This is a genomic window from Sphingopyxis sp. (genome assembly GCF_041916015.1).
GTDB lineage: Bacteria > Pseudomonadota > Alphaproteobacteria > Sphingomonadales > Sphingomonadaceae > Sphingopyxis.
Genome location: NZ_JAYSAH010000086.1, coordinates 1 through 19,100, shown reverse-complemented (window position 1 = coordinate 19,100; position 19,100 = coordinate 1). Strand labels below are relative to the sequence as shown.

Genomic DNA, 19,100 nt, shown 5'->3' with positions numbered 1-19,100 from the left:
GGCGACCGTGGCCGCGGCGGCCGCGACCGTGGCCCTCGCCGCGATGGCGAAGGCCGTGGCGACCGCGGCCCGCGCCGCGAGCGTTCGGAAGACGGTCCGGAAGATCAGGGCCATGTGCCCGACTTCCTGAAGGACTAAGGTCTTTCGTTACCGGAACAGAGAAGGGGCTGCCGAAAGGCGGCCCTTTTTTTTGGACGAAGTCATGAAGACGCGGAATGCGGACTAGCGGTCGAAAACCGCCGCTTACCTGGCATAGGCATCGCGCAGTTCGCGCTTCAGCACCTTGCCGATCGCGCTGCGCGGGAGTTCCTCCACAACCTTGATCGCGCTGAGGCGCTGCGTCTTGCCGACCTTGGCGTTGCAGTCGGCGCGCACGGATTCGGCGTCGGCACCGGGTTTCAGCACGACGAACGCCACCGGCGTCTCGCCCCATTCCTCGCTCGGCATGCCGACGACGGTCGCCTCGACGACGCGGTCGTCGGCGTTCAATATCGCCTCGAGGTCGCTCGGGAAGATGTTGAAGCCCCCCGAGATGATCATGTCCTTCGCGCGGTCTATCAGCGTCAGAAAGCCATCCTCGTCGATGCGGCCGATGTCGCCGTGGCGGTAGAAGAGGTTTCCGTCGGCGTCGTACCAGTGCATCGCCTTCGTCGCGTCGGGCCGGTTGTTGTAGCCGGTCATCATCGCGGGTGAGCGGCCGACAACTTCGCCGACCGATCCCTGCGGCAATTCGTTGCCGTCTTCGTCGATCACCTTTGCGATATGGCCCGGCGCGGGCTTGCCGACGGTGTGGAGCTTGTCGGGAAACTGATGGGCTTCGAGGATGAACGCCGCGCCACCCTCGGTCATGCCGTAGATCTCGACGAGGCCGCCCGGCCAGCGCTGCAGCACGTCGGCCTTGAGCGCCGCAGGGAAGGGCGCCGAGGTGCAATATTTCATCACGAAGCTCGAAAGGTCGAAGCGTTCGAAATCGTCGAGCGCCATGATCCGGCGATATTGGACGGGCACGAGCATCGTGTTCGTCGCGCGCTCGCGCTCCGCAAGCTCCAGAAATCCTCGCGCGTCGAATTTCTTCATCAGCACGACCTGCCCGCCCGATCCGACCGTCGGCATGAAGCTGGCCATCGTCGTGTTCGAGTAGAGGGGAGTCGACAGGATCGTCACTGCGCCGGGTCCATAGGCCGGCGCGCCCCGCTGAATATGTTGCCAGCGCATCGCATGGCTGTGGATGATGCCTTTCGGTGTGCCGGTCGTCCCCGACGAATAGATGATGTTGAAGCCGTCCTCGGGCCGGATCGCGACCGGCGCGGGCTTCGTGCCCGCAGGCGCCGTCCAGTCAGCGAGCGCGACGCCGACGCCGCTGTCGTCCATCGCGATGCGGTCGCTCGCGGGGACGTGCTGGCCCTCGAGGCTCGCAGCGGCCGCGCTGTCGAGGAACAGGTGCCGCGCGCCGGTGTCGGCGATCATCGCCGCCATCTGTTCGCCGGTCGCGCTGTTGGTGATCAGCCCAGCGACCCCGCCGGCGCGCAGCGTGCCGAGGATTGCTGCCATCTGCTCGACACTGTTGAGCCCTGCGATCGCGGTACGGTCGCCCTTTGCCAGCCCGTCGGACTGCAAGCGCGCCGCGATGCGGTCCATCATCTCGTCCAGTTCGGACCAGCTCAGCCGCCGCACCGGGTCGGCGGCGGCTATAGCATCCGGACGGTCTGCAGCATGGGCGCGGACGAGGTCGGGCAGGGTGACGAAATCGGCTTCGAGCAGGTTGTGACTGGTCATGGGACGAGGGTTAGCACAGCGGGAAGCGGGCGCAATGCCGGGGAAACGCGATTCGGGGGCGAGAATGGAGGAGTTGGGGGACAGGAGAGAGGAAGGCCGGCTTCCGCTGGTCGCGCTTTTCCATCCGACGCGATGCGAGCCGCTGGAGGATGCCGTAACGGCGGCCGGCTGGCTCGCGTACCGCCTTCCGATGCCCGTTTGCGGACTTCGCCCCTGGCTCGACTGCTGCTTCGACATTCTCGTCATCAACCCCTTCCTCGGCTGGCAGGAGCCGTTCGAGTTCGTCCGGCTCGCGCGCAGCATCGCAGGACGGCGGCCGCTGCTGGTCGTGTCAGACCGCGATTCGGTGGAGGAACGGATGACCGCGCTGAACGGCGGTGCCGACGACGCGACCGGCTGGATCGACAATCTGCCCGAACTGCTCGCGCGGATCGCCAGCCTCATCTGCCGAAGTCGGCTCGCCGCGGGTCAGCTCGGCGAGGGCGAGCTTCGAATCGATCTGATCGACCGGCGCGTCGAACGCGCGGGGCAGGCCATCCGCTTGCCGCTGCGCGAGTTCGACCTGCTCGCCAACCTTGCCCGCGTCCCCGACCGGCCGCTGTCGCGCTCGGCGTTGCTGAAGGCGGTGTGGCGGCTCGATTTCGACCCCGGCACCAACCGCGTCGAGGTTCATATGTCGCGCCTGCGCGCCAAGGTGGATCGCGGCTTCGCCTGGCCGATGCTGCGCACGATCAAAGGACAGGGCTACACGCTGCGCTCGCGGCCGGATTGACGATTGGCTCTGTCCCTGCCCCGTCCGGCAGGCGACCGGCTCAACCTTCGACCGGCCCCTCGAACGCCTCGATGACCCAGTCCTCGGCCTGCGCGCCGCCGATCCATTCCTGCATGTGCGGGTGGCTGATCACCGCCTGGCAATAGGGAATGGCGAAACGGGGCAAGGGAATCGAGTAAGTGATGAAGCGCGTGACGACGGGCGCGAACATCATGTCGGCGGCCGACCAGTCGCCGAACAGATAGGCGCCCTCGCCGCCGAAGCGTGCGCGGGCCTCGGCCCAGATCTGCATGATGCGGATGACGTCGGCCTGCACCTCGGGCGCCAGATCGGCGGCGGGATAGATGCGGCGGATGTTCATGCTGTGGTTGCGGCGGAGCGCCGCGAAGCTCGAATGCATTTCGGCCGCCATTGAGCGCGCCATGGCGCGCGCTGCCATATCCCCGGGCCAATAGCCGCGCGTGCCGGCGGTGCGTTCGTTCAGATAGTCGATGATCGCGAGGCTGTCCCAGACGACGATGTCTTCGCCGTCCCACAATATCGGCACCTTGCCGCCCGACGGCGCGAACTCGTCGCCCTCGCGCCGCTTCGACCAGTCTTCGTCATAGAGCGGGACGGTGACTTCCTCGAAGGGCAGGCCGCTCTGCTTCGCCGCGAGCCAACCGCGGAGGCTCCAGCTCGAATAGGCCTTGTTGCCGATGAACAATTTCATGGGAACTCCTTCAACCCCTCTCCCCTTAGGAGAGGGTTGTGCAGGCTTGGCAGCTTGCTGCCTAGCCGAAGCTGGGTGAGGGGTGTCAAGCGCTGCTGACCCTCACCAAGTTTCGGTAGCGGACAAGTCCGCAACCTTCACTATCCTCTCCCTCAAGGGGAGAGGATTCTCAACTCTCCACCGCCTCCAGCACCGCGGTGCGCAGTTCGGCGATTCCCAGGCCCTTTTCGCTGCTCGTCGCGATCACCTCGGGATGCGCGGCGGGATGCTTGCGGGCCTCGGCCTCGGTCGCGGCGTGGACCGCGGCGAGGTCGGTTGCCTTGATCTTGTCGGCCTTGGTGAGGACGAGGCGGTAACTGACCGCCGCCGTGTCGAGCATTTCGAGCACCTCGCGATCGACGTCCTTGATGCCGTGGCGGCTGTCGATCAGCACGAGCGTGCGTTTCAGGACCTGCCGGCCGCGGAGGTAATCGTTGACGAGGAAGCGCCATTTCTTGACGACATCCTTGGGCGCCTTCGCGAAGCCGTAGCCCGGCATGTCGACGAGGCGGAACACCAGCGGATTGCCCACGTCGAAATAGTTGAGTTCCTGCGTTCGTCCTGGCGTGACCGACGTGCGGGCGAGCCCGTTCCGGTTCGTCAGCGCGTTGAGCAGCGACGACTTGCCGACGTTCGAGCGGCCCGCGAAGGCGATCTCGGGCACCGAAGGCGCGGGCAGATGCTGGAGCGCGGGCGCCGATTTCAGGAAGGCGATCGGGCCGGCGAACAGCTTGCGCGCGCGTTCAGGGAGCGTGGGGTCGATCTCATCCATCTTCGTCATCCCCGCGTAAGCGGGGACCCAGCGGATGCCGCCGAAGTCCGCGCTTTCACGCTCTGGGTTCCCGCTTGCGCGGGAATGACGAGGGAAGGGGAAGGGATCACTTGACCGGCGCCGCCCGAAGCTGCGGAAACTTGCGGTACATGAACTGCTGCTGCGCGATCGACAGGCAGTTGTTCGTGATCCAGTAGAGCAGCAGACCGGCCGCGAACGGCGCCATGATGAACATGAACATCCACGGCATGATCTTGAACACCTGCTGCTGCACAGGATCGGTCGCCTGCGGATTGAGGCGGAACTGCAGGAACATGGTGATGCCGAGGACGAGCGCGAGCGGTCCGATCGCGAGCAGCGACGGCGGCGTGAAGGGCAGCAACCCGAACAGATTGAGGAAGTGCAGCGGATCGGGCGCCGAGAGATCGCGAATCCACAGCGCGAAGGGCTGGTGGCGCATTTCGATCGTCAGCATCAGCACCTTGTAGAGCGCGTAGAAGATCGGGATCTGCAGCACGATCGGCAGGCAGCCGGCGAGCGGATTGATTTTCTCGTCCTTGTAGAGCTTCATCAGTTCCTGCTGCTGGCGCGGCTTGTCGTCCTTATAGCGTTCCTGCAGCGCCTTCATCTTCGGCTGGACGAGGCGCATCTGCGCCATCGAATGGAACTGGCGCTGCGCGACCGGGAACATCAGCGCGCGGATGATCACCGTGAGCAACATGATCGCGACGCCGAAATTGCCGACCTGCCTGAACAGCCAGTCGAGCAGCTTGAAGATCGGCTTTTCGAAAAATTCGAACCAGCCCCAGTCGATCGCGTTCGACAGGCGCGGGATGCCGAGATTGTCCTGATAGTCCGACAGGATGCTCACTTCCTTCGCGCCGGCGAAGATGCGGCTTGTCGTGGTGATCTGCTTACCGGGGGCGACCTGTGCGAACTCACCCGCGAACGCCGCACGAAAACCATTGCCGGGCAGGCCGCTGAACGCTGCCGATGCTTTCTGGCCGCTGCCGGGGATGACCGCAGCAAGCCAATATTTGTCGGTGAAGCCGAGCCAGCCCGTCGAAGCGAAATCGATGGTGCTGTTGGGCGCCTTTTCGACCTCGTCGTAATTGGTGAAATTGCTCTTGCCGTCGAGTAGACCAGTCGGACCTGAATGAATCGTGGTGGTGTCGTGATCTTCCGGATTGGTCGGACGGCCTCCACGATCGATGAAGGCTCCTGTTCTCGCCAGAACCGCTGCGGTGCCGGTGTTGGCGACCGTCTGCTTCGCGGTAATCAGATAATGGGCGTCGATGCTGTACTCGATGCGGAAGGTCTGTCCGGTCGCGTTGGCCCAGCTCAGCGTCACCGGGGTCGTCGGGGTCAGGCTGGCGCCGGTCGCGGTCCAGAGGGTGCTCGGCCCCGGAACCTCGATGCCCTGCGCCGACCAGCCGATGCTTGCGAAATAGGCGGCCTTGGTGTTGCCCGGGGCGAAGAGACGCACGGGGGGCGAGTTCTTCTTGATGGTCTGACGATATTTGGTGAGCGTGATGTCGTCGATCCGCGCGCCGACGAGGTTGATCGAGCCCGACAGCGCGGGGGTTTCGATCGGCACGCGGTTGCCCGCCGCGAGCGCGGTTTCGAGCGGCACGATCGCGGGCGTCGCCGGTGCGGTGGCGCCCGGAGCCGCGGGAGTGCCGGGCTGCGCGGGCGTCGCCGGATTGGCCGCGCCGCTTGCGCCCGCGACCGTTCTGGTCACGTCGGGCTTGGGCGGGGTCGGGAAGAATTTCGTGGCGACGAAGTTCCAGCCCAGCAGGATGGCCGCCGACAGCAAGATTGCCGTGATCCAGTTACGCTTGTCGTCCACGCTCTTCGGTCTCTCTTCGTCTCAAAATGTCGGGGAATGCCGCATCAGGGTACGGGGTCGTAGCCATGGCCGCCCCAAGGATGGCAGCGCAATAGCCGCTTTGTCGCCAGCCAGCCACCCTTGATCGCACCATGACGTTTCAGCGCGATGATTGCATATTCGCTGCACGACGGTGCATAGCGGCACGTGGGCGGCAATATGCGCGAGGGGCCGAGCTGCCAGCCGCGGGCGATCAGAATGAGCAGCCGGGCGATCATGGGAGAAGCCCGGAAAACTGCGCAACTTTACACGCGATTGCATGGTCTTCGCCGCCTGCGTCGTCACCCCGGACCTGATCCGGGGTCCATTCACGTGACGCCGGGAGAATGGACGCCAGATCAAGTCCGGGGTGATGAGAGGAAAGGGACGGATTCATCAGCGGAACCGCAGAAAACTGCGTAACTTCACTCGCAATTCGATTGCAGGGCCGGAGAAGGGACGTGCTCATGCCGGGATGCTACGCCGCGCGCGCCATGTAGGACAGCCGATCATTTCGCCAGCTTCTTCGCGGCGCGCTTCAGCGCCGAATCGAGATGGTCGCCAAGTTCGGCAAAGGCGATGTCGTTGCCGCCGGGGCGCCCGATCAGCACATGGTCGGCGCCGGCGATCCCCGATTCGGGCAGCGCGGCGCGCGCCAGTTCGCGGAAGCGTCGCTTCATGCGGTTGCGGGTGACGGCGTTGCCGACCTTCTTGCTGACCGTAAAGCCGATGCCCCGACTCTCGTCGCCGTCGCCGCGAGGGCGGACGAGCAGCACGAAGCCGGGCATGGGAAAGCGAAGGCCGCGGTTCGCGGCCAGAAATTCGCTGCGTTTGGAAAGCGTTCGCACCAGACCCAACTCTTTTTGGGCTGGCGACGAAGCGTCGGTGATCAGGCCGACAGCTTCTTGCGGCCGCGCGCGCGGCGGGCAGCGAGAACCTTGCGGCCACCGACGGTGGCTTTGCGGGCGCGGAAGCCGTGGCGGCGCTTGCGCACGAGGCGGCTCGGTTGATAAGTGCGCTTCATCGCGGTTTTCCCTAGATCTCGTCAAATGCTGTAACAGAAAAGGGCCGCCAAGCGTGGGCGGCCACTGTTGGAGGCGCGGATAAGCAGGATTCGGGCGAAAGTCAATCGTCATCAAGCGATTCCAGCGCGGCGCGGGCACGGCGGCGCGCGGCACTTACCCGGCGCATGATCCGGTCGGTCCAGTCGCCGTAGCGCGGATGGCGCCGTTTGAAGCGGACATAGCGTCGTTTCGCCCAGGCGCTGTTCTGCAGGCAGAGCATCAGGCCGACCGGAAACAGGATGAGGAAGCCGGGGCCGGGCAGTGGGCCGATGATCACGCCGACGGCCATCAGCAGCACGCCGATACAGAAAAGCCCCGTGCGGACCTGCGCGTTCCGTCGCAATCGCTGGTAAAGGCTGCGGTTCGCCATGCAGCCCGATCTGGGGGTACGGCAGGCGTGTTACAAGGCTAAATCAGTTTGCCAACCGCCTGGCAGGGAATGGTTCAGTTCAGCGTGACGAAGCGTGCCATGTCGTCGCGCGTCAGATAGTGGACGTCGCTGAACGGCGTCGCGTTGGTGAGCGCGTAGAAGGCGTGCGCCTTCGCGTCGTCCATGCCCATTTCGCGGTAATAGCTCAAATATTCGGCGTGGACCGGATCGTTCGCGGGATAATCGTTCGCCTCGCGGCCATTTTCGTCGGCCCAGCTGTGGACGCCGAACTCGGCATCGGGCGCGGCGCGGCGGGTGGCTCCGGCGAGCCAGATCTCGACGGCGCCCGAGCGGACCGAGCCGCCGGCGGGGACGATGGTTTCGAGGCCCGCCCGGCGGATCGCACGCGCGAGGATCAGATTGGCTTCCTCGTCGAGGCTGCCGGGGCAGTCGATCATTTCGAGGCGCTTCAGATGGGGAAAGGCTGCGAGCATCGCGGCGAACTGGCGCGGCGTGTTCGACGTGACGTCGCCCGCCATGCGGATCGTCGCGTCATCGACGACCGCGAAGGGACCGAAGCGCGCCTTCGCCTGGCCGAGCGTCGCGAGCGTCGCCGAAGGCGCATAGCGCCGCGTCGCGCCGAGGTCGGCGTCTTCGGCGAGGCCCTCGTCGTCGAGGAGCGCTGCGGTTTCGTCGATCGCGCCGGCAGTGTCGTCGTCGCCCGCGTCTTCATAGGTCCCCGCGTCTTCATAGGTCCATGTCACCGACGTGGTGACGGTCGCGACCTGTTGCGCGTGCGCCGGGGCGAACGCCAGCACCGCCGCGAAAGCGGTGATGATGAGGGTACGAAGGAAGGCGGTCGGCAAGGCCATGAGGCCGCCATCGCGCGGGCGCGATGACCAAATGGCAAAGCGGCAGCGTCAGCGCGGCGTTAACCGCGATTTGGGACGGTTCTTTGCCGCCATTGCGAGGAGCGAAGCGACCGGCAATCCAGAGGGTGCGGTAACCGCTCTGGATTGCTTCCCCCGGCTTTCGCCGGGGTCGCAATGACGGACCTCATCTATCTTCGCAAAGCGCCTTCAACTGCTCGGCGACGGCACCCCAGCCGGGGGTGAAGCCCATCTCCTCATGCTGCTGCATCGCTTCGTCGGTCCAGTGGCGCGCCCAGCCGGTGAAGCGGGTGCCGCCCTGCTCGGGCTCGATTTCCCAGCCGCCGATCATGAACGGACCCGATGCCGCGAGGCGGCCGCTGGCGTCGCGGACCACGGCGTCGGTTGTCACGAAACGCTTGCCGGGCACGACCTCCAGAAATATTCCGTCGCTCGGCATCGTCTCGCCATCGGGGCCGTGTATCGTCATCGCGCAGCGGCCGCCGGGGCGAAGGTCGATCTCGTCGAGCGTGACGGTCCAGGGTTTCGGGCACCACCATTCGGCCATGCGCCCGGTCATCACCTGCCACACCGTCCCGGGGCTCGCGTCGATGTGGGTCGTTACCGACAGTTCGCGGGTTTCGGACATGATAGTCTCCTTCGGGTCAGTCGCGGTCGGGGGCGCCGAGCGGGAAATAGCCGCGGAATGGCCGGGCATCCTCGACGCAGCGCGACACAGTCGGATGTGCGAGCAGGCGGGCGCGATAGGCGCGGAGATTCTCGTATTTTTCGGGAATCCGGTAGGCCCAGTCGGCATAGAAGAGCGATGGCGCGGCGGCGCAATCGGCCATGGTGAAGCCATGGGGCGTCGCCCAGCCGCCGGCCGCGAGTTCCTTGTCGAGCCACGCGTAGACGGTCTCGAGCTTCGCCTTCGCACCATCGACGATCGATGGGACATGGCCGCCGGGGCCACGGATTGCGTCGTTCACCACCTCCTGCATCTGCGCCATGACATGATTGTCGAAGATGCGATCGAAGAAGCGCACCTTGAGCGCGGCATCGAAGTCCTGGGGAATCAGGCGCGGCTCGGGGACGAGATGGTCGAGATATTCGATGATGATCGAGGATTCGAACCAGGGCACACCGTCGTGGACGAGCAGCGGGAACTGCCCGATCGGCCAATGCGCCTTCAATTCGGGCATATGGTCCGGAAATGCCGGGTCGACCGAGCGGTAATCGAACGCGATCCCTTTCTCGTAAAGCGCGATCAGTACCTTCCATGTGTAGGAAGAGAAGGGGTGGCCATAATAGATGAGCATCAATGGGCATCCTTGCGGGTCAGCCATGCGAGCGGCAGGCCGATGAAGAAGATGTGCGGAAAGAGCGCGATCGCGCCCTTGACGAGATCGGCCGGCGGGAAAGGCAAGCCGAAGCGCAGCGGCAACACGATGCCGTTCATGACGACATAGAGCAGCAGCCCGTAGAGCGTGCCGGTCAGCCACCACGGCCATATGGTCAGCGTGATCCAGCGCCGCGCGACGAAGAACCACGCCGCAACCATCGCGGCCATGATCGCATAATGCGTCGCGAGCCCGGCGAGGTCGCCGCCGATGCCCCATTGCTGCGCGCCGTCGCCGAACGGCCCGCTGGCAACGCCGTGGAGCATCGAGGAGACGGTGCCGCCGCGCAGCACGCTCGACACCGCCGCATAGCAGATGTCGAGCGTACCGCAGAGCAGCCAGGCGAAGAGGACGGGACTACGCCGCGCCAACGGCTTCGCCTCTGATCGCGGCTTCGATGGTCGCGATGTCGATCTTCTTCATCGACATCATTGCCTCGAAGGCGCGCTTGGCAGCCGCCTTGTCCCCGCTCGCCATCACGTCGGTCAGGACGCGCGGGGTGATTTGCCAATTGAGGCCCCATTTGTCCTTGCACCAGCCGCACATGCTTTCGGCGCCGCCGTTGCCGACGATCGCGTTCCAGAGGCGATCGGTTTCCTCCTGCGTTTCGGTATGGACCTGAAACGAAAAGGCTTCGCTATGTTTGAAGGCCGGACCGCCGTTGAGGCCGATGCAGGGGAAGCCGAGCACGGTGAAATCGACGGTCAGCACATCGCCCGCCTTGCCGCTCGGATTGTCGCCGGGCGCGCGGTGAACGGTGCCGACCTTGCTGTCGGGGAAGGTCGCGGCATAGAAATTCGCCGCTTCCTCGGCGTCCTTGTCGTACCAGAGGCACAATGTTGCTTTGCCGGACATCATTTCTCTCCTTTGACGGGGGTTCCGATCGACCATCTATGGCCGAACGGGTCGGTGACCTGCGCATAGCGGTCGCCCCAGAACATGTCCGCGGGCGGCATGTGCGGGGCCGCGCCCGCGGCGACCGCGCGGTCGTACCAGGCGTCGGTGTCGTCGACCTGCAGGTGCAGCGTGACCCCCGACGGCGGCGGCATCGCGCCGCCGGTATATTCGGGAAAATCGTCGTGCATCATCAGCGACGCGCCGTTGACGGTCAGATGCGCGTGCATCAGCCGCACGCCGTCATCTGCGAGCACGCGCGCTTGCTCGACCGCGCCGAATGCCTTCGCATAAAAGGCGATGGCCTCGGCGCCGCGCTTGTCGGCTATCGCCAGATGCGGGGTCAGGCCGGTCGTCGGTCCCTGATTTTCCATCTTCCTCTCCTCTCTTGTTCGGGTCAGTCGTCGTAGCGCAGGCTGGGATACCAGTCGGTGCCGCGCCCCTCGGGGGTCAGGTCGAGCAGGTTCCACAGCGAATTGGGGTCGGGCGCGCCGTGCGGGTCCTGCCCCGGATCGGCGATCTCGGGTCCGCCCTCGACGCTCCAGAAATGGCGGATCGTCCCGTCGCGGCGCGTGAAGACGCTGTAGCCTGCCATGTCGTCGTCGGGGCCTTCGCCGATATAGTCCTGCCAGAAAGCGCCGGTCGGGTCCGAATAGAGCCTCAGATGATCCCAGCCCTGTTCGCGTGCGAAGGCGGCGAGGCGCGGATAGGGCGAGCGCGCAACGATCGCGAAACCGATCCTCCGCTCGAGATGCGGAACCTCGGGGTCCCAGTTCGCGACCGTCGCGGTGCACATCGGGCAGGCCTGCTTGCGTTCGGGGCCGTACATCATGCCATAGACGAATAGCGTGTCGTGGTTCCCGAACAGGTCGGCGAAGCCGACCTCGCCGGCCGCGCCGACGAAGCGGTAATCCTGTTTCACCTCGCCGCCGGGCGGGAGCGCGCGCCGCTGCGCCGCGACGCGCGCGAGATGGCGGCGGAGCTCGATTTCCTCGACGAGCAGCGCGTCGCGCGCGGCGCGATAGTCGGCGCTCTCGTTCGGCAGCGGCCGGCGTGTGCTGCTGCGCACCAGCTCTTCGGCGGGGACGAGTGTATCGGTCATGTTTCTTTCCTTTCCTGTCCCCCGATCGCCCCGATCCGCCTATTTGCGCGGGCCGACGAGGCCGAAGGCCGCGCCCTGCGGGTCGATGCCGTTCATCGCATATTCGCCGCCGGGAATTTCCATCGGTTCGTTGGTGATCGTACCGCCGTTCGCGGTGACCGCGGCACGGGCGCGGTCGATATCGTCGACGCCGATGTAGAAGCTCCACATCGGGGCAGTCATGCCTGGCATCAGCGGCATGACCGCGCCGAGCCCGACGTCGCCCCGCTGAATGAACCTGTAAGCGCCGAGTTCGCCCATATCCATCGCGCCCTCCTGCCCCCAGCCGAAATGCTTTTTGTAAAAGGCGATCGCAGCGTCGGGCGCGGTGGTCGCGAGTTCGTTCCAGCGGATGTGCTGCGGCCGGTCGACCGAAAAGACGTCGCTCTCCATGTCCTCCATTCCCGGCGGCGGGGCGGGAGTCATGACATAGAAGGGCGCTCCCTGCGGGTCGGTGACCATCGCGATGCGCCCGACGGGGATGTCCATCGCGGGCATCTGGACGCCGCCGCCGTCGCCCTCGATCGCCGCGACCGCGGCATCGACGTCGGGGGTGTGGATATAGCCGATCCAGAAGGGCCGCGCCCCGCCCGCGATCATGTCGGCATTGAGCGCGAGCACGCCGCCCGCGTTGCCGCCGTCGCTGCGTCCGATCATGCGGTAATCGACCCCGCCGGCCGTCGGCTCCCCTTCGGCGGGGATCGTCCAGCCAACGACCGCGCCATAGAAGCGCGCTGCGCCCGCCGGGTCGGGGGTCATCAGTTCGTACCAGATGAAGTTCGATGCGTCGGTCATTTCTTTCCTCCTTCCACGGTCGGGAAATAGTCCCCGCGGCCTTCGGGGGTCATGTCGAGCAGGCCCCACAGCGAATCGACGAGGTCGCCGGCGCGGTGGTGCTGGCCGGGATCGGAGGGCGCGAAGGCCATCTCGCTGCCCCAGTGATGGCGGACGGTGCCCGCTTCGTTGCGGAAGACGTTGAAGATCGTCTCGTCCCATTCTTCGCCCGATTTCAGCTTGCGGTCGGCGCGCATCGCGGGCGGGAATTTGCGGGTGTCGCCGAAATAGTCGGCGGAGTAGCGCGTGGTGACGTCCGAGAGGAAACTCAGGTGCGCCCAGCCGCGTACCCGTGCCCATTCGACGAGCCGCGCGATCGGCGACTTGGCGACGATATAGAGCGGGGCACGGTCGTCGATGTAGCGGGCGCCGCCGTCGATCGAATCGAGCATGTGGGTACAGCCGGGGCAGGGGACGTCGCGGCCGGGGCCGAACATGAAGCTGTAGAGGATGATGCTCGGCTTATTGCCGAACAGCTCGGACAATCGGACCGTTTCGGGACGCTGGTGTGCGCCGATGCGCTCGAAAACATAATCTTCGGCGATTTCGCCGCCGGACGGCAGCGCGCGACGCTTCGCCGCGACCGCCTCGATCTGGCGGCGGAGCGCGATCTCGTCGGTGAGCAACGCGTTGCGTGCAGCGCGGTAGGCGGCGCTTTCGTTAGGGTAGGTCAGGTGATTCACATCGGCTCCCTCATCCCTGCTTTCGCGTCCAGCTCTGCGTCTTTTCGATCGGCGGAGCGCGAAATCCCATCGCAGCCCAAGCCGACAGCAGTTTCCACATGAACTTGCCCGAGTGCGATGTGTAACTCGGCACATCGTCGGAGAATTCGACACCATCGGGCCGGTCTCTCACCATCGTCCGCATCGCGGTGGGCGGGCGTTCGCGGGCAGGGATGCGTCCCGCATAGACGCTCAGCCAATGGCCCTTGGTAAATTCCAGCGCCATCGGTGTGTGGCAACAGCGCGCGACGAACCGCCGTGTCGGCGAATCGGCGTTCAGCCGATGTTCGTCCAGCTGATCGACGCCCGATAGCCAGGCAATGCGGTCCTTGCGCACCAGTACATAAGGGGTGCCGCCATCGGCGTCGAGCAGGGCCGGGGCGCCGGTCAGCGCTTCGAACGCCCTCCCGGCTTCCTGGCAGCTATGACAGTAGCAAGTCGCCGCGACGATCGGATTGCCGACCAGTTCCAGCGTTACAGCACCGCAACGGCATGATGCCGCACGCGTTTCGTGTGGGTGGGACACCGGACGCTCTCCCGTTGCTGCGATCACGCCTCGACGATCGGGACGAAGCCGCCGTAGATCATGCGCTTGCCGTCAAAAGGCATGTTGCTCTCATCGGGCTTCATCCGCTCGTCGGCCATGACCTTTTCCCAGCCTGCGGTGCGCGTTTCCTTGTCGGGCCATTCGACCCAGCTGAACACGACGCTTTCGCCATCCTGCTTGTGTGCGGCGCGGTTGAAGTCGGTGACCTTGCCGTCGGACACATCGTCGCCCCACGCCTCGACGACGCGCGTCGCGCCATAGTCGCGTAACACCTCCGACGCCTTGTCGGCCATCGCGCGATAGGCGTCCTTGTTCCCGTCGGGGACCGGGACGATATAGCCGTCGGCATAGCCGGTGGCGCCGCCGGCGCGGTCGTCGACGATCGATTCGAAGCCGCCGATGATCATCCGCTTGCCGTCGAACGGCATTTCGCCGCCCATCGCCGCCATCCGCGGATCGTTCATCATCTTCTCCGTCGCGGCGTCGCGGGTCGCGCGGTCGGGATATTCGAACCAGCTGAAGACGACGGTTTCGTCGGGCTTGGCCTGCACCGCGCCCTTGAAGTCGTTGAGCTTGCCGTCGGGAACGTCGTCGCCCCAGCATTCGACCATCCGGCTCACGCCGAACTCCTTGAACAGCGGCGCCGCGTCGGCAGCATGCTTGCGATAGGCTTCCTTGTTGGCGGTCGGCACCGCGAGCACAAATCCTTCTACATAGGTCATCTCGTCTCTCCTTGGGGGATTGGGAGGGGATCAGGCGGCGGGTGGTCCCGCTTCGTCGCTGAAGGCGGCAAGCTGCGCGGCGAGCGCGCGCTCGAAGGCGGGACGGGCGAGGCAGCGATCCAAATAGGCCTGCAGCCGCGGCTGCTCGGCGATCAGCCCCGCCTCGACGGCTTCGCGGAGCACGGTGGCCATCGCGATGTCGGCGACGGTGAACTCGCCCGTCAGATACTCCTTGTCCCCGATCGCGTCGTCGAGGCGGCCGAGGCGGCCCTGGATGAATTCGATCAGGCTCGGGCGGCGGAGCTTCGCCCACTCCTCGTCCTTCGCGAACAAATCGACATTGCCGAGTTCGAACAGCATCGGCTCGACGCTGTTATAGGCAGCGAACAGCCAGGCGAGCGTGTTGGCGCGTTGCTGCGCGTCGCGAGGCATCAGCCGCTCGTCCTTTTCGGCGAGATGGAGCAGGATCGCGCCGCTTTCGAACAGGCGGATGCCGTTGTCGCTCAGCACCGGGACTTGCCCCCACGGCTGGAACAGGAAGTGGCCGGCGGGGCGGTTGATCGCGCTGATCAGATGCTCGGCATAGTCGAGCCCGATCTCCTCGCACGCCCAGCGCGGTCGAAGGTCGCGGACGAAGCCGCGCGCGAAATCGGGCACCCAGTCGAAGGCGGTGACTTCGAGTTTGCTGTCGGGGTTCACGGGCATGGCTATGGTTCCTTTAAAGGTGGGGTCAGGCGGGCAGCGGCTCGCCGACCGCGCAATCGGCCAGATGCGCCGCCATCGCGCTTTGAAAGGCGGGGCGCGCGGTGCCGCGCGCGACATAGGCGGCGAGATTGGGGTGCGGTGCCAGTAGCTGCGGGGCGGCGTTGCGCAGCACATCGATCATCACGATGTCGCCGATCGAAAAATCATCTTCCAGCCATTCGCGCTCCCCGAGTGCCTGCGCCAAGCGGGCCAGCCGCTGCTCGGCAAAGGGTTTGGCCGCTTCGATCGCGCTGGCGAGCCAGTCGGTGCCCTGTCCCTTGACGGTCAGCACGACCAGGGTCTGGATCATCGGCTCGACGCTGTTGAGCGCGGCGATCATCCAGCTGATCGCGCGGCCGCGCCCTTTCGCATCGCGCGGCAACAGGCGCGCGTCGGTGCCGCCGATGTGGATCAGGATCGATCCCGTTTCGAACAGGATCAGGTCGCCTTCCTTATAGACCGGAACCTGCCCGAACGGCTGATCGGCCAGATAGGCTGGCGCCTTGTCCTCGAAAATGCCGCCGATCAGCCGCGTCTCATAAGGCTGGCCGATTTCGTCGAGCGCCCAGCGGATGCGGATGTCCTTGATGCGGCCGTATGCGAAGGCCGGAACCGATCGGTAGGCGGTGATTTCGGGCACGGCTTTTCTCCCTCATCCTTGGCGGATCGTCAGGCGGCGGCTTCGGCGGGTTCGCCGGCCGGGATCGCCGCCGGGTCCATCCACATCACTTCCCAGATATGTCCATCGGGGTCCTCGAAGCTGCGGCCGTACATGAAGTCGAAGTCCTGCGTCGGGGTCGGGTCGGCCTTGCCGCCCGCCTTGACAGCCTTGCCCACCTGTCCATCGACCTCGCCACGGCTATCGGCCGAGACGCAGAGCAGAACCTGCGCCGCCATATGCGCGTCGGGGATCGTCTTCGACGTGAAGGTTGCCCATTTTTCATGGGTGAGCAGCATGACGTGGATCGACCCTTCGGCGATCACCATGCAGGCGGCGGTGTCGTCGGTGAAGGCGGGGTTGTTGGTCGCGCCGACCGCCTCGTAAAAGGCTTTCGACTTTTCGAGGTCGGTGACCGGCAGGTTCACGAAGATCATCCTGGGGGTTTCGGGCGTGTCGGCCATGGGGGGACTCCTCTCTCTTTGAATTTTGTCAAATCCGTCCGAACAGCATCCGGACGTAACGCTTCAGATGGGTGACGGTCCCGCGTGCAATCGCCGGATCGTTCGTCGTTTTCGCCAGGACGAAGGCGCCCTGCAGCACCGACTGGACATGCTGGGCGAGGCCGATCGCAGTGACGTCTTCGGGGACGCCGTAAACGTTGATCGCGGCCTGGATGTCGGGGGCGAGCGCCTGGCAATAGGCGTTGATGCTCGCCTCGCACGCGGCGCGGATGCGGTCGCTGGTCGCATAGGCCTCCTGCACCATCGTGCCGACGAAGCAGGTATAATCCTCGGTCGGGCCGTCGAGCATCGACAGGCGGAAATCGATATGGCCGAGCAGCCGGTCGAGCGGATCGTCGAGCCGGTTGTGCGGCGCGAGTTCGAACATCGGCCGCGCGCGCTCGGTCCAGCCCTCGGCCGCGGCGACTGCGAGCGCTTCCTTCGATTCGAAATGATGGAAGAAGGCACCCTTGGTGACGCCCGCCACCGCGCAAATCTCATCGACGCTCGTCGCGGCATAGCCCTGCTTGCGCACCGTGCTGTGCGCCGCCGCGATCAGCGCGGCGCGCGCGCTGCCGCGCGGGGCGCGGGGACGGGGCGGGGAGGGACGAGTCGTGTTCATGCGACTCGACATACCGACTGGTTGGTATGTTGTCAAACGCGCGGCGACGAACCGCGCCACGACGGCGCTAAAAAGACTCGACGGCGGCGGGCGGCGGCGTATGAAAGGCATGGGAACAAAGGGGGATCATGGTCGCGATCGTTTCAACCGTCGCCTATCTCGGGCTCGAAGCGCGCGGGGTCGAGGTACAGTGCCAGCTGACGCCCGGCCTGCCGCGCTTCGTCGTCGTCGGCCTGCCCGACAAGGCGGTCGGCGAAAGCCGCGAGCGGGTGCGCGCGGCGATCGCCGCGATCGGGCTAGCGCTGCCGCCCAAGGTGATCACCGTCAACCTGTCGCCCGCCGACCTCCCCAAGGAAGGATCGCATTACGACCTGCCGATCGCGCTCGCGCTGCTGGGAGCGATGGGCGTCGTCGATGCCGAGACGCTGAGCGCTTATGTCGTCGTCGGCGAGTTGAGTCTCGACGGGCGCGTCGCGGCGTCGCCCGGCGTGCTGCTGGCGGCGCTCCATGCGGGAAGCGCCGAAAAGGGGTTGATCTGCCCGGCGCTGCAAGGCCCCGAAGCGGCGTGGGCGGGCCATGTCGAGGTGCTCGGCGCGCCCGATCTCCTGTCGCTGCTGGCGCATTTCCGGGGCAGCGCGCCGCTGCCGCCGCCGGTTCCGGGCGCTGTCGAGACTCCCGTCCGCACCGCCGATCTCAAACAGGTGAAGGGGCAGGAGACCGCGAAGCGCGCGCTCGAGATCGCGGCGGCGGGCGGGCATAATCTGCTGATGTCGGGGCCGCCGGGTTCGGGCAAATCGCTGATGGCGGCGTGTATGCCGGGCATCTTGCCCGAACTGACGCCGGCCGAAGCGCTCGAGGTATCGATGATCGCCTCGGTCGCGGGCGGGCTCGAGGGCGGGCGGCTCGTGCGCGCGCGGCCGTTCCGCAGCCCGCATCATTCGGCGTCGATGCCCGCGCTCGTCGGCGGGGGCTTGCGCGTCCGGCCCGGCGAGGTCAGCCTCGCGCATCTCGGCGTGCTGTTCCTCGACGAACTGCCCGAGTTTCAGCGCGGGGTGCTCGACAGCCTGCGCCAGCCGCTCGAAACCGGCGAGGTCAGCGTCGCGCGCGCCAATGCGCATGTGACCTTTCCGGCGCGGGTGCAACTCGTCGCGGCGATGAACCCGTGCCGCTGCGGGCATCTTGGCGACCCCGCGCTCGCGTGCAGCCGCGCGCCGCGCTGCGCCGCCGATTATCAGGCGAAGCTGTCGGGGCCGCTGCTCGACCGCATCGACCTGCATGTCGAGGTCGAGGCGGTGAGCGCTGCCGATCTCGTGCTGCCGCCGCCCGCCGAAGGCAGCGCCGAGGTGGCGGCGCGCGTCGCGGCGGCGCGCGACGTGCAGACCGCGCGCTATGCGGGGCATCCGGCGCGCACCAATGCCGAGATCGACGGAGAGCTCATGGAAGCGGTCGCGACCCCTGACGAAGCCGGGCGCCAGTTGCTCGCGCAGGCAGCCGAGGCGATGCGGCTGTCGGCGCGCGGCTATACGCGGATGCTGCGCGTCGCGCGGACGATCGCCGATCTGGCGGGCGCGGAAACCATCGGCCGTATCCATATTGCCGAAGCGCTGAGCTATCGGCGGCAAGCGCCGAGGAACTGATTGTGGATGACGAAGTGATCGCGTTCGGCGGCGAGATTTTCGAATGGCGCGGGCCGGCGCCCTTTCTGTTCGTTGCGGTGCCCGACACGCATGTCGGCGCGATCCGCTATGCCGGGCTGTCGCAAAGCTATGGCTGGGGCGTGGTGCCGGTGGTCGCGCGGATCGGCGAGACCATGTTCGCGACGTCGCTCTTCCCGCGCGAAGGCGGTTATCTGCTGCCGGTCAAGGTCGCGGTGCAGAAGGCCGAACGGGTCGGGCGCGGCGACCGGGTCGAGGTCGTTATGAAGGCCGGGCGCGATTGGAACGGCGAGGACGGCTGATGTTTCGCTTTAGGCGGCTTACAACCGGAAGCGGAAGCCAAAACCTAAGCTCCCGTTCGTGTCGAGCGAAGTCGAGACATGCGAAGGCTGGCGCTTCCCGAGCGTGTCTCGACTT

The 19,100-nt window shown here is 66.0% G+C and carries 26 protein-coding genes and 1 pseudogene; 3 read left to right on the top strand and 24 right to left on the bottom strand.

What is annotated here, in order from left to right; all coding sequences use genetic code 11:
- Nucleotides 1–243: 243 nt before the first annotated feature.
- On the bottom strand, nucleotides 244–1,776 hold the full coding sequence (locus ACE3SL_RS13010) for a class I adenylate-forming enzyme family protein (RefSeq protein WP_374526162.1): 1,533 nt from the start codon (nucleotides 1,774–1,776) through the stop codon (nucleotides 244–246).
- Nucleotides 1,777–1,840: 64 nt separating this feature from the next.
- Between ACE3SL_RS13010 and ACE3SL_RS13005 the strand changes: the two genes are divergently transcribed.
- On the top strand, nucleotides 1,841–2,548 hold the full coding sequence (locus ACE3SL_RS13005; RefSeq protein ID WP_374526161.1) for a winged helix-turn-helix domain-containing protein: 708 nt from the start codon (nucleotides 1,841–1,843) through the stop codon (nucleotides 2,546–2,548).
- A 40-nt stretch (nucleotides 2,549–2,588) separates the two neighbouring features.
- Here ACE3SL_RS13005 and ACE3SL_RS13000 read toward each other — a convergent pair whose 3' ends face one another.
- The 23 genes and pseudogenes from ACE3SL_RS13000 to ACE3SL_RS12890 all read right to left on the bottom strand — a co-directional run bounded on the left by ACE3SL_RS13000 (nucleotide 2,589) and on the right by ACE3SL_RS12890 (nucleotide 17,028).
- Nucleotides 2,589–3,260: a glutathione S-transferase family protein gene (locus tag ACE3SL_RS13000; RefSeq protein ID WP_374526160.1), complete on the bottom strand. Its 672-nt coding sequence runs from the start codon at nucleotides 3,258–3,260 to the stop codon at nucleotides 2,589–2,591.
- Nucleotides 3,261–3,429: 169 nt separating this feature from the next.
- On the bottom strand, nucleotides 3,430–4,071 hold the full coding sequence (gene yihA, locus ACE3SL_RS12995) for a ribosome biogenesis GTP-binding protein YihA/YsxC (RefSeq protein WP_374526165.1): 642 nt from the start codon (nucleotides 4,069–4,071) through the stop codon (nucleotides 3,430–3,432).
- A gap of 106 nt (nucleotides 4,072–4,177) precedes the next feature.
- On the bottom strand, nucleotides 4,178–5,920 hold the full coding sequence (gene yidC / locus ACE3SL_RS12990; protein WP_374526159.1) for a membrane protein insertase YidC: 1,743 nt from the start codon (nucleotides 5,918–5,920) through the stop codon (nucleotides 4,178–4,180).
- A 44-nt stretch (nucleotides 5,921–5,964) separates the two neighbouring features.
- Nucleotides 5,965–6,177, bottom strand: coding sequence for a membrane protein insertion efficiency factor YidD (gene yidD, locus ACE3SL_RS12985; protein ID WP_067180668.1), 213 nt, complete (start codon nucleotides 6,175–6,177; stop codon nucleotides 5,965–5,967).
- 270 nt (nucleotides 6,178–6,447) lie between these two features.
- On the bottom strand, nucleotides 6,448–6,786 hold the full coding sequence (gene rnpA, locus ACE3SL_RS12980; RefSeq protein WP_374526158.1) for a ribonuclease P protein component: 339 nt from the start codon (nucleotides 6,784–6,786) through the stop codon (nucleotides 6,448–6,450).
- A 41-nt stretch (nucleotides 6,787–6,827) separates the two neighbouring features.
- On the bottom strand, nucleotides 6,828–6,962 hold the full coding sequence (rpmH, locus tag ACE3SL_RS12975; RefSeq protein WP_003046693.1) for a 50S ribosomal protein L34: 135 nt from the start codon (nucleotides 6,960–6,962) through the stop codon (nucleotides 6,828–6,830).
- Between the two features lie 101 nt (nucleotides 6,963–7,063).
- Nucleotides 7,064–7,372, bottom strand: coding sequence for a PGPGW domain-containing protein (locus ACE3SL_RS12970; RefSeq protein ID WP_374526157.1), 309 nt, complete (start codon nucleotides 7,370–7,372; stop codon nucleotides 7,064–7,066).
- A gap of 74 nt (nucleotides 7,373–7,446) precedes the next feature.
- A complete protein-coding gene (locus ACE3SL_RS12965) occupies nucleotides 7,447–8,244 on the bottom strand; it encodes an alpha/beta hydrolase (RefSeq protein ID WP_374526156.1) in 798 nt (265 codons plus the stop codon).
- Nucleotides 8,245–8,428: 184 nt separating this feature from the next.
- Nucleotides 8,429–8,890, bottom strand: a complete 462-nt coding sequence (locus tag ACE3SL_RS12960; protein ID WP_374526155.1) for an SRPBCC domain-containing protein — start codon at nucleotides 8,888–8,890, stop codon at nucleotides 8,429–8,431.
- Between the two features lie 16 nt (nucleotides 8,891–8,906).
- Nucleotides 8,907–9,560, bottom strand: a complete 654-nt coding sequence (locus ACE3SL_RS12955) for a glutathione S-transferase family protein (RefSeq protein ID WP_374526154.1) — start codon at nucleotides 9,558–9,560, stop codon at nucleotides 8,907–8,909.
- Nucleotides 9,560–10,012 (bottom strand): hypothetical protein, encoded by a 453-nt coding sequence (locus tag ACE3SL_RS12950; protein ID WP_374526153.1) that lies wholly within the window; start codon nucleotides 10,010–10,012, stop codon nucleotides 9,560–9,562. The genes ACE3SL_RS12955 and ACE3SL_RS12950 overlap by 1 nt, the downstream gene beginning before the upstream one ends.
- A complete protein-coding gene (locus ACE3SL_RS12945) occupies nucleotides 9,999–10,496 on the bottom strand; it encodes a VOC family protein (protein ID WP_374526164.1) in 498 nt (165 codons plus the stop codon). The genes ACE3SL_RS12950 and ACE3SL_RS12945 overlap by 14 nt, the downstream gene beginning before the upstream one ends.
- Entirely contained in the window at nucleotides 10,496–10,909 is a 414-nt protein-coding gene (locus ACE3SL_RS12940; RefSeq protein ID WP_374526152.1) for a VOC family protein, read from the bottom strand. The genes ACE3SL_RS12945 and ACE3SL_RS12940 overlap by 1 nt, the downstream gene beginning before the upstream one ends.
- Before the next feature lie 23 nt (nucleotides 10,910–10,932).
- The gene (locus tag ACE3SL_RS12935) at nucleotides 10,933–11,637 is read right to left on the bottom strand and encodes a DUF899 family protein (protein WP_374526151.1); all 705 of its coding nucleotides are present in this window, start codon (nucleotides 11,635–11,637) and stop codon (nucleotides 10,933–10,935) included.
- A gap of 39 nt (nucleotides 11,638–11,676) precedes the next feature.
- On the bottom strand, nucleotides 11,677–12,471 hold the full coding sequence (locus ACE3SL_RS12930) for a VOC family protein (RefSeq protein ID WP_374526150.1): 795 nt from the start codon (nucleotides 12,469–12,471) through the stop codon (nucleotides 11,677–11,679).
- Nucleotides 12,468–13,193 carry a DUF899 family protein gene (locus ACE3SL_RS12925; protein ID WP_374526149.1) on the bottom strand — a complete coding sequence of 242 codons (726 nt, stop codon included), beginning with the start codon at nucleotides 13,191–13,193 and terminating at the stop codon, nucleotides 12,468–12,470. Before ACE3SL_RS12925 ends, ACE3SL_RS12930 begins: the two co-directional genes overlap by 4 nt.
- A gap of 10 nt (nucleotides 13,194–13,203) precedes the next feature.
- A complete protein-coding gene (locus ACE3SL_RS12920) occupies nucleotides 13,204–13,758 on the bottom strand; it encodes a GFA family protein (RefSeq protein ID WP_374526148.1) in 555 nt (184 codons plus the stop codon).
- Between the two features lie 23 nt (nucleotides 13,759–13,781).
- Nucleotides 13,782–14,186 (bottom strand): DUF1428 domain-containing protein, encoded by a 405-nt coding sequence (locus ACE3SL_RS12915; protein ID WP_374526163.1) that lies wholly within the window; start codon nucleotides 14,184–14,186, stop codon nucleotides 13,782–13,784.
- Between the two features lie 18 nt (nucleotides 14,187–14,204).
- Nucleotides 14,205–14,501: pseudogene (locus ACE3SL_RS12910) on the bottom strand (DUF1428 domain-containing protein); the annotation flags it as partial.
- 30 nt (nucleotides 14,502–14,531) lie between these two features.
- On the bottom strand, nucleotides 14,532–15,206 hold the full coding sequence (locus ACE3SL_RS12905; protein WP_374526147.1) for a glutathione S-transferase family protein: 675 nt from the start codon (nucleotides 15,204–15,206) through the stop codon (nucleotides 14,532–14,534).
- Between the two features lie 25 nt (nucleotides 15,207–15,231).
- Nucleotides 15,232–15,885 (bottom strand): glutathione S-transferase family protein, encoded by a 654-nt coding sequence (locus tag ACE3SL_RS12900; protein WP_374526146.1) that lies wholly within the window; start codon nucleotides 15,883–15,885, stop codon nucleotides 15,232–15,234.
- A gap of 29 nt (nucleotides 15,886–15,914) precedes the next feature.
- Nucleotides 15,915–16,367: a VOC family protein gene (locus ACE3SL_RS12895; protein WP_374526145.1), complete on the bottom strand. Its 453-nt coding sequence runs from the start codon at nucleotides 16,365–16,367 to the stop codon at nucleotides 15,915–15,917.
- A 28-nt stretch (nucleotides 16,368–16,395) separates the two neighbouring features.
- On the bottom strand, nucleotides 16,396–17,028 hold the full coding sequence (locus ACE3SL_RS12890) for a TetR/AcrR family transcriptional regulator (protein WP_374526144.1): 633 nt from the start codon (nucleotides 17,026–17,028) through the stop codon (nucleotides 16,396–16,398).
- A gap of 128 nt (nucleotides 17,029–17,156) precedes the next feature.
- On the opposite strand from ACE3SL_RS12890, the gene ACE3SL_RS12885 reads away from it, so the two are divergent.
- Both ACE3SL_RS12885 and ACE3SL_RS12880 read left to right on the top strand, forming a co-directional pair.
- Nucleotides 17,157–18,665 carry a YifB family Mg chelatase-like AAA ATPase gene (locus ACE3SL_RS12885; protein ID WP_374526143.1) on the top strand — a complete coding sequence of 503 codons (1,509 nt, stop codon included), beginning with the start codon at nucleotides 17,157–17,159 and terminating at the stop codon, nucleotides 18,663–18,665.
- A 2-nt stretch (nucleotides 18,666–18,667) separates the two neighbouring features.
- Nucleotides 18,668–18,985, top strand: coding sequence for a DUF1905 domain-containing protein (locus ACE3SL_RS12880; protein WP_374526142.1), 318 nt, complete (start codon nucleotides 18,668–18,670; stop codon nucleotides 18,983–18,985).
- Nucleotides 18,986–19,100 lie beyond the last annotated feature (115 nt).

Coding starts and splice junctions, on each gene's coding strand:
- ACE3SL_RS12945 (WP_374526164.1), bottom strand. CDS start 10,496: ATGTCCGGCAAAGCAACATTGTGCCTCTGGTACGACAAGGACGCCGAG.
- ACE3SL_RS12890 (WP_374526144.1), bottom strand. CDS start 17,028: ATGAACACGACTCGTCCCTCCCCGCCCCGTCCCCGCGCCCCGCGCGGC.
- ACE3SL_RS12965 (WP_374526156.1), bottom strand. CDS start 8,244: ATGGCCTTGCCGACCGCCTTCCTTCGTACCCTCATCATCACCGCTTTC.
- ACE3SL_RS12970 (WP_374526157.1), bottom strand. CDS start 7,372: ATGGCGAACCGCAGCCTTTACCAGCGATTGCGACGGAACGCGCAGGTC.
- ACE3SL_RS12895 (WP_374526145.1), bottom strand. CDS start 16,367: ATGGCCGACACGCCCGAAACCCCCAGGATGATCTTCGTGAACCTGCCG.
- ACE3SL_RS12955 (WP_374526154.1), bottom strand. CDS start 9,560: ATGCTCATCTATTATGGCCACCCCTTCTCTTCCTACACATGGAAGGTA.
- ACE3SL_RS13010 (WP_374526162.1), bottom strand. CDS start 1,776: ATGACCAGTCACAACCTGCTCGAAGCCGATTTCGTCACCCTGCCCGAC.
- rpmH (WP_003046693.1), bottom strand. CDS start 6,962: ATGAAGCGCACTTATCAACCGAGCCGCCTCGTGCGCAAGCGCCGCCAC.
- yihA (WP_374526165.1), bottom strand. CDS start 4,071: ATGGATGAGATCGACCCCACGCTCCCTGAACGCGCGCGCAAGCTGTTC.
- ACE3SL_RS12915 (WP_374526163.1), bottom strand. CDS start 14,186: ATGATCATCGGCGGCTTCGAATCGATCGTCGACGACCGCGCCGGCGGC.
- ACE3SL_RS13005 (WP_374526161.1), top strand. CDS start 1,841: ATGGAGGAGTTGGGGGACAGGAGAGAGGAAGGCCGGCTTCCGCTGGTC.
- ACE3SL_RS12935 (WP_374526151.1), bottom strand. CDS start 11,637: ATGACCGATACACTCGTCCCCGCCGAAGAGCTGGTGCGCAGCAGCACA.
- ACE3SL_RS12940 (WP_374526152.1), bottom strand. CDS start 10,909: ATGGAAAATCAGGGACCGACGACCGGCCTGACCCCGCATCTGGCGATA.
- ACE3SL_RS13000 (WP_374526160.1), bottom strand. CDS start 3,260: ATGAAATTGTTCATCGGCAACAAGGCCTATTCGAGCTGGAGCCTCCGC.
- ACE3SL_RS12960 (WP_374526155.1), bottom strand. CDS start 8,890: ATGTCCGAAACCCGCGAACTGTCGGTAACGACCCACATCGACGCGAGC.
- yidD (WP_067180668.1), bottom strand. CDS start 6,177: ATGATCGCCCGGCTGCTCATTCTGATCGCCCGCGGCTGGCAGCTCGGC.
- ACE3SL_RS12905 (WP_374526147.1), bottom strand. CDS start 15,206: ATGCCCGTGAACCCCGACAGCAAACTCGAAGTCACCGCCTTCGACTGG.
- ACE3SL_RS12885 (WP_374526143.1), top strand. CDS start 17,157: ATGGTCGCGATCGTTTCAACCGTCGCCTATCTCGGGCTCGAAGCGCGC.
- ACE3SL_RS12930 (WP_374526150.1), bottom strand. CDS start 12,471: ATGACCGACGCATCGAACTTCATCTGGTACGAACTGATGACCCCCGAC.